Source organism: Tardiphaga robiniae (genome assembly GCF_001618955.1).
GTDB lineage: Bacteria > Pseudomonadota > Alphaproteobacteria > Rhizobiales > Xanthobacteraceae > Tardiphaga > Tardiphaga robiniae_A.
Map to the genome: position 1 here is coordinate 51242 of NZ_LVYV01000001.1, position 13774 is coordinate 65015.

General features: G+C 61.4%; 10 protein-coding genes and 1 pseudogene. 5 read left to right on the forward strand and 6 right to left on the reverse strand.

The window, feature by feature from the left end:
- Positions 1–13: 13 nt before the first annotated feature.
- Positions 14–457, reverse strand: a complete 444-nt coding sequence (locus A4A58_RS00265) for a pseudoazurin (RefSeq protein ID WP_068728754.1) — start codon at positions 455–457, stop codon at positions 14–16.
- A gap of 153 nt (positions 458–610) precedes the next feature.
- Between A4A58_RS00265 and A4A58_RS00270 the strand changes: the two are divergent.
- Positions 611–1318: pseudogene (locus A4A58_RS00270) on the forward strand (Crp/Fnr family transcriptional regulator).
- A 5-nt stretch (positions 1319–1323) separates the two neighbouring features.
- On the opposite strand, the gene A4A58_RS00275 reads toward A4A58_RS00270, so the two are convergent.
- Positions 1324–2658 carry an ATP-binding protein gene (locus A4A58_RS00275; protein WP_068728756.1) on the reverse strand — a complete coding sequence of 445 codons (1335 nt, stop codon included), beginning with the start codon at positions 2656–2658 and terminating at the stop codon, positions 1324–1326.
- On the reverse strand, positions 2655–3320 hold the full coding sequence (locus tag A4A58_RS00280) for a response regulator transcription factor (RefSeq protein ID WP_068730342.1): 666 nt from the start codon (positions 3318–3320) through the stop codon (positions 2655–2657). Before A4A58_RS00280 ends, A4A58_RS00275 begins: the two co-directional genes overlap by 4 nt.
- Positions 3321–3687: 367 nt before the next feature.
- Between A4A58_RS00280 and A4A58_RS00285 the strand changes: the two genes are divergently transcribed.
- The 3 genes from A4A58_RS00285 to A4A58_RS00295 all read left to right on the forward strand — a co-directional run bounded on the left by A4A58_RS00285 (position 3688) and on the right by A4A58_RS00295 (position 8979).
- Complete coding sequence (locus tag A4A58_RS00285; RefSeq protein ID WP_068728757.1) at positions 3688–5991, forward strand: TonB-dependent receptor; 2304 nt, start codon at positions 3688–3690, stop codon at positions 5989–5991.
- A gap of 166 nt (positions 5992–6157) precedes the next feature.
- On the forward strand, positions 6158–7174 hold the full coding sequence (locus tag A4A58_RS00290; protein WP_068728758.1) for a Fe(3+) ABC transporter substrate-binding protein: 1017 nt from the start codon (positions 6158–6160) through the stop codon (positions 7172–7174).
- A 164-nt stretch (positions 7175–7338) separates the two neighbouring features.
- On the forward strand, positions 7339–8979 hold the full coding sequence (locus A4A58_RS00295) for an ABC transporter permease (protein WP_068728760.1): 1641 nt from the start codon (positions 7339–7341) through the stop codon (positions 8977–8979).
- Positions 8980–8984: 5 nt separating this feature from the next.
- Here A4A58_RS00295 and A4A58_RS00300 read toward each other — a convergent pair whose 3' ends face one another.
- From A4A58_RS00300 to A4A58_RS00310, 3 genes are all read right to left on the reverse strand, one after another.
- Entirely contained in the window at positions 8985–10049 is a 1065-nt protein-coding gene (locus A4A58_RS00300) for an AI-2E family transporter (protein WP_068728762.1), read from the reverse strand.
- A gap of 145 nt (positions 10050–10194) precedes the next feature.
- Entirely contained in the window at positions 10195–10845 is a 651-nt protein-coding gene (locus A4A58_RS00305; RefSeq protein WP_068728764.1) for a 3-oxoacid CoA-transferase subunit B, read from the reverse strand.
- Between the two features lie 28 nt (positions 10846–10873).
- Positions 10874–11578 carry a CoA transferase subunit A gene (locus A4A58_RS00310; RefSeq protein WP_068728766.1) on the reverse strand — a complete coding sequence of 235 codons (705 nt, stop codon included), beginning with the start codon at positions 11576–11578 and terminating at the stop codon, positions 10874–10876.
- 265 nt (positions 11579–11843) lie between these two features.
- Between A4A58_RS00310 and A4A58_RS00315 the strand changes: the two genes are divergently transcribed.
- The gene (locus A4A58_RS00315; protein ID WP_068728768.1) at positions 11844–13772 is read left to right on the forward strand and encodes an AsmA family protein; all 1929 of its coding nucleotides are present in this window, start codon (positions 11844–11846) and stop codon (positions 13770–13772) included.
- The last annotated feature ends 2 nt before the right edge of the window (positions 13773–13774 follow it).

Consider the following 13774-nt stretch of genomic DNA (forward strand, 5'->3'; position numbering starts at 1 on the left):
CGTTTGGGGCGTGTTACTTTGCAGCGACTTTCTCGAACAACGTCGCGAACACTGTCTTGGCCTTGCCGGGATGGGTCACGGCCTTGGCTTCGGCCGCATTGGTTGGCGCACCGACCACCACCAGTCCTACCATGCCCATGCCGTAATGTGGCGCGCATTTCACGCCGTAGACGCCGGGCTTGTCGAAGGTCACCACGAGGTCCTGGCTCATCTTGCCAACGAAGGGCGTCGCATCGGCGGGCAGCATGCCTTTGACCGATTCAACGCTGTGCGCCTTGTCGGTCGACACGAATTTCACGGTATCACCGGGCTGCACATTGACCAGTGCGGGCTCGAACACCATTGCGGTCCCGTCGGCGCCCTTGTTGAGCATTTTGACCTCGACCTCCGCAGCGCCAGCGGCGCCTGTCAGAGCGAAAAGGATGGCAGCGGTTGCAAGCATGAAAGCCTTGCGCATCGTATTTCTCCGTAAACTCCGGTCATTTCAGCCGGATGCGCCAAATTAGGCCTGCCGCCCGGCCTCGACATTGCGCCAGCGCAAACTTCCACTTGATCGACGCCCGCAATCACGGTCTAGAAGTGTCCGGAACGGGAACTTGACGGAGAACACATGTCGGCGGTCGACAGCTCCATGGTCGCGCATCTGCCGCTGTTCGAGAGTCTCTACACCGCAGCCTGCGAGGCGATCCTGCGCGAGACGCATTCGATCCGCGTCCCGAAGAACAAAGTGATTTTCGAGCAGGGCGAGGACGTCCATTCGTTCTATCTGCTGCTCCATGGCCATATCCGCGCGACCAAGATGACGCCCGCCGGCGAACAGGTGATCGTGCGCTACGTCGCGACCGGCGAGATCTTCGGGATCGGTCAGGCCATGGGGCTGACGACTTATCCGGCAACCGCAACGGCGGTGGATGACAGCGTGGTTCTGGTGTGGCCCACCACGATCTGGACGCGGCTGGTTGCCGACTATCCCGCCCTCGCCGCCAATACGCTCAAGACCGTCGGTAGCCGACTGCAGGAGGCTCATACGCGTGTGGTCGAGATGTCGACCCAGCAGGTCGAGCAGCGCGTTGCTCACGCCCTGCTCCGGCTGATCAACCAATCAGGCCGCAAGACCGCGCAAGGCGTCGAGATCGATTTCCAGCTGAGCCGGCAGGATATCGCTGAAATGACCGGCGCCACGGTCTTCACCGTGAGCCGCACGCTCAGCACCTGGGAATAGCGCGGGCTGATCGAAAGCAGCCGGCAGCGCATCGTGCTGCGCGAACCCGAGACATTGCGTGCGCTCGCCGACGCTCTTCCAGGTGATGATGCGTAGCGCGGTTACGCCGCTTCGAACTGCCTGACCTCGTTCGACACTCCTCCGAGTGGGATCGAGACGGCAGCCCTGACACCCTGAGCGTCGTCGCGGTTTGCGATATCGAGGCTGAAGCCGTTACGATCCGCCGCCGTCCGGGCAATCGCCAATCCGAGCCCGGTGCCATCGATATCCATCGGAGCCGCGCGGAAGAAGCGGTCATAGAGATATGGCACGGCGGATTCCGGTATTCCACATCCGCTGTCGATCACCTCGATGACGAAATCCGTGCCTCGGCGCACAGCCTTGATGCTGACCGCGCCGCCGGCACGCGTGTAACGCACCGCATTGTCGAGCAGGTTCGAGACGATCAGCCGGAGATCGGCGGCACGAACATTCAATTCATCACGCGTCCCCGGTGCGATCGCGAGTGAGACGCCCTTGGCGTCGGCGATGGACACGAAGCCGGACACTACCAGCCGCACGAAGGCCTCGGCATCGACGACCTCAGCTTCGCTTTCGATGCCGGCATCGGCGCGAACCATGGTCATCAACTGGTTGACTGAATAAGATGCCCTTCGAATCCCGTCGAGCAGATCCTGCGCGATCTCACGTTCAGGCGCATTGAGTTCACGCGATCGCAGATTGTCGATCTGGATCTGGAGGGCCGCGAGCGGAGTCCGCAATTCATGTGCCGCGTCGGACACGAAGCGACGCTGGGTCTCCAGCGCAGTCTGATGTCGCTCGATCAGGGAATTCATGGCTGTCACAAGCGGAGCGACCTCGACCGGAACGCCTTTCAGACTTAGCGCGTCCTTCGCATCGGCGCTGCGCTGGCCGATATCAGCCGACAGTGTTCCAAGCCCTGACAATACGCGCTTCACGGCCCACCAGATCATCAGCCACGCAATCGGGATGGCAACGATCAGCGGCACGGCAGCGCCGGCGGCCGCATAGGCGGCAACTTCCTCACGCGCACTCCAGCGCTGCGCGACCTGGATCGCATGCGTCGCGTCGCGCGACGTGAACACGCGCCAGCGCTCTCCGCCCGCAGTCACGTCGGCATAGCCGAGTTCCGACTGAGACGGGATATCGACCGAGGGGCCCGAACGATGAATGGGCTGCTTTGCCTGATCCCAGATCTGGATCACCAGCTGGTCTTCCAGTTCGGCATCGATCCGCGGCTCGATATCATGCCGGAACACCATACCCGCCGTAAGCGCGACCTCGTGTAGAGCGTTGTCCTGGAAGCTGTTCACTTCGTATTTGACGAAATAATAGGATGTGATGGCCGCAGCAACGCCGACGAAGATGAGCAGTCCCGTGACGTAAGTCATCACGGTCTTTCGCAACGACGTCATCCGCCCTCCTTGGTCACCATCCAGCCCGCACCGCGGACATTGCGGACAATGTCCTTGTCAAATTTTTTGCGCAGTCCGTGGATCAGCACGTCGACTGCGTTGCTCTGGACTTCCTCGCCCCAACCGTAGATCCGGCTCTCGATCTGGCTGCGCGACAGGATTTGCCCGGGGCGTTCCATCAAAGCCTGCAGTACCGCAAATTCGCGCACCGACAGCAGATGCTTGATATCGCGGAATGTCGCCACCTGCGTCGATGGATCCAGCGTGATCTCCGCGGACGTCATCAGCGACACCACGCGACCATTGGCGCGGCGCGTGACTGCGCGTATGCGCGCGAGCAGTACCGGCAGTTCAAACGGCTTGACGATGTAATCGTCTGCGCCGAGATCGAGACCCGCCACCATGTCGGACACGCCATCCCGCGCGGTGATGATAAGGGCCGGCGTGGTCATGCCGGCTTTTCTTTTCGCCTTGAGCACGTCCAGGCCGGACATCTTGGGCAGCCCAATGTCGATCAGAGCGACCGCATATTCCGACCGGTCCATCGCGGCGAAGCCATCGCGGCCATTGCGCGCCCAGTCGACGCTCATGCCATTCTCGCTCAGGCCGCGCACCAGCGCCTTGCCGAACATGGCATCGTCTTCGATCAGTAGAACGCGCATCATTCAATCTCGTGCCTGCGGGACATTCGGAAAGCCAGTCAGTCAGACAACATCGGAGGCATCCCGATATTCCCTTATCCCAGGTGTCGGTGACTGCGGCGCTTACGCGCATTGCAGCGCTTGTCCAGTGACCAATCGTTTGGCGCAGGCGGGACGCCGCACCTCATTTAGAACGATTACAAATTATCCCGACGCCCCTTGGTGCGCAGATCACACACCTTGGGCATATCCCTCGAAGTTCGATTGATTCTAAACGCCATCTAATTCGCGCCTAATACTCCGAATTGCAGATGTGTCCAAGTGTTTCCAGGGAAACACAAGGACCGCCGGCATCTGCATGAGCGGAGAATATTTCAGGGGCGTAGTAATGACTTCCAGGACTTCTATCGGGGGGCGCGACACAGCGGCGCGCAAAGCTTTTCTGATTTCGACGAGCGCGGCGGCCATCATCACGGCGGGATTTTGCATCGCAGAGCCGGCGATTGCACAGAATGCGAATTCCGGCGCATCGACATTGCCGCCGGTACAGATCGACGCTCCCAGCGCGCCGCGCGTACGCCGTGCCCAGCCGCAACGCGCCGCATCCGGCCGCGTCGCACGGACACATACCGTTGCGCCGCAGCCGGTTCGCCAGCCGCTCAGCGTCAACCCTCAGGACGCACAGTCCGGCCAGGTCGGCTACATCACTCGCAATATTTCGAGCGGCACCAGAACCAACACCGCGCTCCTCAACGTGCCGCAATCAGTCACGGTGCTGACGAAGGAATTCATCCGGGATCAGGATTTCCGCAGCATCGGCGAAGCGGTTCGCTATGTGCCGGGCGTCGTGCCGCATCAGGGCGAAGGCAATCGCGATGACGTCGTCATCCGCGGGCAGCGCACCAATGCCGACTTCTTCATCGACGGTATTCGCGACGACGTGCAGTATTTCCGCGATCTCTATAACACCCAGCGCATCGAGGTCCTGAAGGGACCGAATGCCATGATCTTCGGCCGCGGCGGCGGCGGCGGCGTCATCAATCGCGTGCAGAAGGAAGCCGACGGCGTTTCGATCCGTGAGGTAACTGTTCAGGGCGGATCGTTCGACAACAAGCGCGTGACGATCGATACCGGCGGCGCCGTGAACGAGAATGTCGCGGCGCGCATCAACGCGATGTATGAGAATTCCGGAACCTATCGCGACTACGGCCACCTCGAGCGTTATGGCATCAATCCGACCGTGACGATTCGCGGCGAGGATACCAAGGTCAAGCTCAGCTACGAATATCTGCATGACGACCGCACCGCGGATCGCGGCATCCCGGCACAGGGCACTGTGCCAGCGCCCACGAATGCACGCCCGACCGTGCCGTTCGCGACCAATGCTTCGACCTTCTTCGGCAATCCGGACCAGAGCTATTCGAAGCAGGACGTCCACATTGCCAACGCCTTCATCGACCACGATTTCAATAATGGCCTGACGGTCAAGAACTCGTCACGCTATGCGAACTACGACAAGTTCTACCAGAACGTTTTCCCGACCACGGGAACGTTCGTCACCCCCGGCGGCACCGCGTCCATCTCGGCCTACAACAACCTGGCTCAGCGCGAGAACCTGTTCAATCAGACCGACTGGACCTACAAGACCAATACCGGTCCCGTGCTGCACACGATCGTATTCGGTACCGAGTTCGGACGGCAGAACACTTTCAGCCTTCGCAACACCGGCCAGATCAACGGCGGCGCGACCTTGGTCGTTCCCGCGTCCAGCCCGACCACCTTTGCCCCGTGGTCGTTCATCCACAACAACGCCTCCGACAACAACTCCTATGCGACGCTCGATATCGCATCGGTCTATATTCAGGACCAGATCGAGGTCAGCCGTTACCTGCAGTTCATCGGCGGCGTTCGTTACGATCGCTTCGACCTCACCTCGCAGAACCTCAATCCGGGCGGCACCGTAGACAGCCGTGTCGACAACCTTGTCTCGCCGCGCGCCGGCGTGATTATCAAGCCGGTCGACAACGTCTCGGTCTATGGCAGCTACAGCATTTCGTATCTGCCTAGCGCCGGCGACCAGTTCAGCTCGCTGACGCCATCGCTCGCCATCACCGTGCCGGAGAAGTTCATCAACAATGAAGTCGGCGTGAAGTGGGACATCACCCCACGGCTGCAGGCCTCCGCGGCAATCTACGACCTCGACCGCGAAAATCAGCGCTTCATTCAGAACGGTCTGGTCGTCGCATTCGGAAAAACCAACACCAAAGGCGCCGAGCTCAGCCTGACCGGTTATGTCACCGATCAGTGGCAAGTCACCGGCGGCTACGCCTACACCGATGCGCGCATCGTCGATGCCAGCTCCGCCACGATCGTCCCAGGCAACCGCGTCGGCCTGGTGCCGCTCAACACCTTCACCATGTGGAACAAATATCAGTTCAACGACATGTGGGGTGCCGGCCTCGGTGTCATCCATTACGACGACTTCTTCGCCACGTCGGATGATACTGTGAAGCTGAAAGCCTTCACCCGCGTCGATGCCGCCGTCTACTTCCGGCTCGACAAGACGTGGCGTGCCCAGCTGAACATCGAGAACCTGTTCGATACCAGCTACTACGCCACCGCCGATGCGGCCAACAACATCACGCCCGGCTCGCCGCGCGCGTTCCGGGCATCGGTGACGGCGAACTTCTAAGAGCTCTAGAGATCGGGCCGCAGGTAAGCCGTTGCTTATCTGCGGCCCACTTAAATCTGGAATCAATCTAATCTTTTGTCCACGCGACGTTCAGTCACTGACATTCGAACGCCCACTGCGCTACTCCACCTGACATTGTAGATACGCCCCTTGCCGGAGCCATTTCATGATCAAGCATCACGCCCTTGCCACCGCCGTCCTCTTCGCCGCCCTTGGCTCATCCGCGCTCCAGGCAGCGGAAGAAGTCAACGTCTATACCTATCGCGAAACCAAGCTCGTGCAGCCGATCTTCGAGGCCTTCACCAAGGACACCGGCGTGAAGGTCAATGTGATCTCGGCGAGCTCAGGCCTCGAGCAGCGCATGAAGGCCGAAGGCGTCAACAGCCCGGCGGACGTACTGCTGACGGTAGATATCGGCCGCATCGATGAAGCCGTGCAGGCGGGCGTGACGCAACCGATGAAATCCGAGGTGATCGAGAAGGTCGTGCCGGCGCAATATCGCGATCCCGACGGCCACTGGGCCGGCATTTCGATGCGCGCTCGCGTGATCTATGCGTCGAAGGATCGCGTCAAGCAGGACGCCATCACCTATGAGGAACTGGCCGATCCGAAGTGGAAGGGCAAGATCTGCATCCGCTCCGGCCAGCACATCTACAATAACGGGCTGTTCGCCGCCTATGTCGCCAAGCACGGCGAAGCCAAGGCCGAGGAATGGCTGCGCGGCGTGAAGGCCAATCTGGCGCAGAAGCCCTCGGGCGGCGACCGCGAAACCGCGCGGGACGTTGCGGCCGGCAAATGCGATCTCGGTATCGGCAACACCTATTACTGGGCGCTGATGATGAATGCCGATCCCGACAAAAAGCCCTGGGCGGAAGCCACCAAAGTGATCCTGCCGACCTTCGAAGGCGGCGGGACCCATGTGAACCTGTCCGGCGTGCTGCTGGCCAAACATGCGCCGAACAAGGCCAACGCCATGAAACTAATCGAATGGCTCGCCGGCGAGCATGCCCAGCAGGTCTATGCCGACGCCAATTATGAATATCCCGTGCGCGCCGGCATCACTGTGAACCCGACGATCGCGGGCTATGGCAAGCTCAATGCCGATCCGATGCCCATCGCCAAGATTGCCGCCAACCGCAAAGCCGCGTCGACGCTGGTGGACAAGGTCGGATTTGATAATTGAGGGTCACTGTCCACGTCGTCCCCGCGCAGGCGGGGACCAATAGTCTCCGAAGTAAAAATGAATCACTGGAACGGCCACAACGTCGAACCGAACCTTCGGTGTGTATGGGTCCCCGCCTGCGCGGGGACGACATGCGGAGAAAACCTGCGTAGCTTAATTCTCCCGTGACCCTCTCCCGCACCGAACTCACAGCAATCCTCATTGCACTCGCGACCACGCTCCTCGTGGCTGCGCCTGTCATCAGCATCGCGCTACTGGCGCTGCAGCCGGAGCCTGAGCTTTGGCAGCATCTGATCGCCTATGTATTGCCGCAGGCGCTGCGCGACACCGCAGCCCTCCTGATCGGCGTCGGTATCGTTACGCTCGCGGTCGGTGCCGGCACCGCATGGCTGGTCTCGGCGCACGATTTCCCCGGCCGCGCGCTCATGCTCTGGCTCTTGCCGCTGCCGCTGGCGATTCCGACCTATCTCGCCGCTTACGTCTATGTGGACCTGTTCGAGCCACTGGGTCTCGTCCATCGCGCATTGGCAACGGCAATGTCGTTGCCCGGCGCGATCGCGTGGCTGCCGAGCCTGCGTTCGTTGCCCGGCGCCGTCTTCGTGATCGGCATCGTGTTGTATCCTTACGTCTATCTCTCGGCCCGCGCGATGTTCCAGCATCGCAGCGCCGATTTTGCTGAAGCCGCGAAGATACTCGGTGCGGATCGCTGGACGACGTTCCGCCGTGTCTCGCTACCGATGGCGCGCCCCGCCCTCGCTGTGGGCCTCGCACTGGTATCGCTGGAAACGCTGAACGATATCGGCGCCAGCGAATATCTGGGCATTCGCACGCTCACCGTCTCGGTTTTCACGACCTGGCTCAACCGCGGCAGTCTTGCAGGTGCTGCGCAGCTGTCATTGTTCATGCTCGCCATCGTCGGGGTGCTGATCGCCATCGAGCGCTTCGGCCGCCGCGAAGGCAGCGTGGAATTCTCTTCGGAGAATCCGCGGTTGGCACCGCGCACGCCTTTGACGGGCGCATACGGATGGCTTGCTTTCACCGCCTGTCTCATCCCTGCCCTGCTCGGCTTCGCCGTGCCCTTGCTCTATCTGCTGCGTGAGAGCCTGCGCCGCGGTCTGCTATCGATGGAAACGACGGTTTGGCGCGATGCCGGCCACACCATAGCGCTGGCCGCAATTGCCACGGGAGCCGCGCTGCTTCTCGGGCTCGTGGTGATCGTCGCTCAGCGCTGGCGTGGTTCGCGGCTGACCAACCTGTCGGTCGCTGTCGCCCAGACCGGCTATGCGCTGCCCGGAACGGTGCTGGCGCTGGGTCTGCTGACGCCGGTGCTGTTCATCGACAATGGATTCAGCAAGCTCGCCGGATGGCTCAGTCTCGCATCGCCCGGGCTTGTCATGGTCGGCTCCGGCGCCGCCGTGGTGATCGCCTATGTGATCCGGTTCCTGGCGGTGCCGACCGGTTTCATCAAGGCCGGCTTCGAGCACATTCCCGTCGATTACGACGACAGCGCCCGCGCCGCCGGCGCGCCGGCAATCACCACACTGCGCGTGATTCAACTGCCGCTATTGCGTCCGGCATTGTTCGGCGCTGTCATCGTCGTCTTCGTAGATTGCCTGAAGGAATTGCCCGCAACGCTGTTACTGCGACCGCTCAATGTCGAAACGCTGGCGACTTCGATCTATCAATATGCGAGCCGTGGCAGCTTTGAAGAAGGCGCCCTGGCCGCACTTCTCATCGTCGCTGCCAGCATCGGCCCGGTGGTCTGGCTGACACGCTTTGCAGATGTGCCGCAGGGGCCAGTGTAACGCGCTTACGCAATCGGGACCTGACCGCTTTTGCGTGACTCCGCAAAGATCGCCCAGGCCGCCACGAACATCGCTGCAATGACGGGACCGACGACAAAGCCATTGAGGCCCAGCGCATCGATGCCCCCAAGCGTCGCGATCAGCACCAGATAATCCGGCAGCTTGGTATCCTTGCCCACCAGCATCGGCCGCAGGATGTTGTCGACCAAACCAATGACGAGAAATCCATAGGCAATCAGGATCACGCCCTGAACGACCGAGCCCGTAGCCAGCAGATAGAGCGCGACCGGCATCCAGACGAGGCCAGCGCCCACCGCCGGCAACAGCGACAGGAACGCCATCAACACGGCCCAGAGCAGCGCGGCGTTGATGCCAAGGATCGAGAAGATCAGCCCGCCGAGCGCACCCTGCGCCAGTGCGACCAGAATGCCGCCCTTCACCGTGGCCCGAATGACCACCGTGAACTTCTCCATCAGATCGTCACGTAACTCCGGCCGCAGCGGAATCGCATTCTTCACACGCTGCGACAACGCCTCGCCATCCTTGAACAGGAAGAACAGCAGATAGAGCATGATGCCGAGATTGATGATGAAGTCGAACGTGCTTTGGCCGATGTTCAGCGCCTGGGTGGCGATGTACTGACTGCCCTGGACCAGACCGTTCGAGATTTTCTCCTGTAGGCCGCCGAGATTGGCAATCCCGAAACGGTCGAGCAGGCTCTTGGCCCATTGCGGCGCTGCATCGAGAATCTGCTGCAGGAATCGCGCGAGATTGAATTCGCCTGATTTCATCTTGCCGACGACAGCCGCCGCTTCCTGCGCCAGCGATGCGCCAACCACTGTCAGCGGCAAGATCACGATCAGCACGATCAATCCCACGGTGAGCAAGGCGGCCGAGTTTGGATGCTTTGGCATCCGGCGCTCCACCCGCCGATGCATCGGCGCGAACATGATCGCGATGACGACGCCCCACAGGATCGCGCTGTAGAACGAGCTCATGATCCAGCCGAAGGCCAGCGTGACCACGACGATCAGAAGCAGGAAGAAACGGTCCTCGAGACTGGCGCGCATGTCGGCTTCCTAGAGCATGATCCGGAAAAGTGGAAACCGGTTTTCCGAAAGATCATGCTCAACTAAAGAGATGAGAAGGCAGATACTAACACGAATGCCCGGCACGAGGCCGGGCATCAGGTCAACGTTCGGAGCGCGCGATCGTTCAGGTGTTGGTCAGCGCGACCCGGAATTCAGCTTCGGTATTGGCCTTCACCTCATCAAGCGTCACGCCATCGGCGAGTTCGATCAGGGCCATGCCGTCATTGCCGTGCTTGTCGATGGTGAACACCGCCAGATCGGTCACGACCATGTCGACGACGCGCTCGCCGGTCAGCGGCAGGTTGCAGCTCTTCAGCAGCTTGGCGCCATCCTTGGCAGAATGTTCCATCACCACGACGACGCGCTTCACACCAGCGACAAGGTCCATCGCCCCGCCCATGCCCTTCACCATCTTACCGGGGATCATCCAGTTGGCGAGATCGCCATTCTGGGCCACCTGCATGGCGCCGAGGATCGACAGGTCGATATGGCCGCCGCGGACCATGCCGAAGGAATCCGCCGATGAGAAATAGCTGGTCTCCGGCAGTTCGGTTACGGTCTGCTTGCCGGCATTGATGAGGTCTGGATCTTCGTCGCCCTCATATGGGAAAGGGCCCATGCCGAGCATGCCGTTCTCGCTCTGCAGCTGAACGTCGACGCCTTCGGGAATGTAGTTTGACACCAGCGTCGGAATACCGATGCCGAGATTGACGTAATATCCGTCGCGCAGTTCTTTAGCCGCGCGCGCTGCCATTTGATCACGGGTCCAAGCCATCGTTCTCTCCTGTTTTTGCTTTTGGCGGTTACGCGGGACGCTGACGCGAGGTGACTTTTTCGATCCGCTTCTTGCCGGTACCAACCTCGACAATGCGCTTCACGAAGATGCCCGGCGTATGAATATGATCCGGATCGATTTCGCCAGCCGGCACCAGATGCTCGACTTCCGCAATGGTGATCTTGGCGGCGGTCGCCATCATCGGGTTAAAGTTGCGGGCGGTCTTGCGATAGACGAGGTTGCCTGCGGTATCGCCCTTCCAGGCGTGCACGATGGCAATGTCGGCAAACAGACCACGCTCGAGCATGTAGGTCTCGCCATTGAATTCCATGGTCGGCTTGCCTTCCGAGATCAGCGTGCCAACGCCGGTCTTGGTGTAAAAGCCCGGGATGCCCGCACCGCCGGCACGGATGCGCTCGGCCAGCGTACCCTGCGGGGAGAATTCGAGTTCCAGTTCGCCGGCCAGATACTGCTGGGCGAACAGCTTGTTCTCGCCGACATAGGACGAGATCATCTTCTTGATCTGGCGGGTTTCCAGCAGGCGAGACAGGCCGATGCCGTCAACGCCGGCGTTATTGGACACCACGGTGAGGTCCTTGACCCCGGAATCGCGCAAGGCGTCCGACAGGTCCTCGGCAATGCCGCAGAGGCCGAAGCCGCCGGACATGATCATCATGCCGTCCTTGAGAATGCCGTCGAGTGCCGATTTGGCGTCGGGGTAGACCTTGTTCATGGGAATCGACCTGATGCAGGAATGCGCTGAGAACCCAGCGGGCGCGGGCGGCTATGTCGTGGATTATTAGGCGGAAACTCCGCGGCAGGTCAATCGCGGGGGACTGCGACCCCATCACCCCCGCTATGGCCTTGAAAGCGTCAAGAAAACCCTTCAAATTGAGGGCCTTGGACGTGGGCGCACATGGATGCCGCCCCGCTATGTGTGACCACCAACCAACCCGGATAGTTCATTGACGAGTGCCCAAGGAATAAGACGCCTGGGGATGCCGATTGCGGCGCTCCTGGGTGTTGCAGTGATCGGGCTGTTTGCCATGTCGTGGCTGCTCAACCGCGATACGTTGCGTCATGCCGTGGAGGCACAGATCCGTGCCGTGACCGGGCTGGACTTCGTCGTCAACGGCGCGGTGGATGTCTCGGTCTTTCCGGGCAGCTATGTCTCGTTTCACGATGTCGGCCTGAAAGGCGGCGGGTCGATCGATCCCGCTTTGACGGTTGATGTGCTGACGGCCAATCTGCGGCTATTGCCGCTGCTGCTGCAGCGCTTCGAGATCGCCGACATGATGATGCTGCGGCCACGTATCCGCGTGATCCGCGAGGCCTCCGGCGAAAGCAACTGGACGCCATTCATCGAGTCCATCGCCCGCACCATGAGGCCAGGCGCTGAACAGCCACTATCCTTCTCCGAGATCCGCATCCAGGACGGCGTGCTGCATTATCAGGACCCGCATAACACCGAGCGTCTCGGCGACATCGACCTCTCACTGGCCTGGCCATCGATCTCGCGCTCATTCGCTGCAACCGGCCAGTTCGACTGGCGCGGCGAACGCATCGACGGCAGCCTCAGCGTCAGCGACTTCATTGCCGCACTGTCCGGTGAGCGCTCCGGCGTCAAGGCACGCATCGCCGGTGCGCCGATCAAGCTGGCCTTCGACGGCACCGTCGCCAACAAGGCCAGTCTGGTCATGGAAGGCACGCTGACCGCTGACAGCATGTCGCTGCGCAATGCGCTGCGCTGGGTCGGTCAGGCACCGCCCGGCTCCGGCGGTTTCGGCCGCTTTGCCCTGAAAGCGCGTGCCAGCCTGGTCGGTCCGTCGATCGCGCTGACCAACGTCAATGTCGAGCTCGACGGCAACAGCGCCGAAGGCGTCATGACCTACAGCAACACCGGCCGTCAGACGCTGCAGGCCACGCTGGCCGCCGGTGCGCTCGACTTCACACCCTATGTTTCGACAGTGCGACTTCTGGCGTCCGGCGCGCGTGACTGGAACCGGCAGCTGTTCGATCTGAACGCGCTGTCCACCACTGATCTCGATATGCGCCTGTCGGCCGCCAAGGTCACCGTCGGCTCCTCAGTGCTCGGCCGCACCGCGCTCGGCGCCAACCTGCGCGGCGGTACACTGGCGCTGTCGGTGGGTGAGGCGCAGATGTATGGCGGCATCGTCCGTGGTTCGTTCAACGTTGCCCATTCCGATGCCGTGGCCGATGTGAAGGCCCAGTTCCAGTTCAGCGATGTCGACCTGCAGGCCTGTGCCAGCGATCTGTTCGGCGTCAACAAGCTCACCGGACGCGGCAATCTCAGCATGATGCTGGAGGCCTCGGGCTCATCGCCCTTCGGCCTCGCGCAATCACTCGACGGCACCGCAACGCTGACGGGCCATGACGGGGCGATCAGCGGCTTCAACGTCGAACAGCTTTTGAAAAGGCTGGAGCGACGTCCGCTGTCCGGCGCCGGCAATTTCCGCTCGGGTTCGACGCCGTTCAACACGCTCAACATGTCCGTGAAATTCAACGACGGCATCGCTACCGCACAGGATATCCGGATCGATGGTCCCGCTGCGAAACTGACGCTGACCGGTACCGCGTCGGTGCCGTCGCGCGAATATGACCTCAAGGGCATTGCCAGTCTCAATCCGGCAACCAACGGCACAGGCGGCTTCGAGCTGCCTTTCGTGATTCAGGGCCCATGGGACGATCCGCTGATCTTCCCAGATCCGGAAAGCCTGATCCGTCGTTCGCCGGGAGCGGCGCCTTTGCTGGATGCGGTGAAGGATCGCAAGACCCGCGACGCCGTACGCTCGGTGATCGAGCGCTTTACGGGTGTGCCCAAACAGGCGCCGGTAGCAGAGCCGGATAAGCCCGCCGATGCGCCTAAGGCGGCAGCACCTGCGGATGCAGCACCGAAGGCGAATTAACT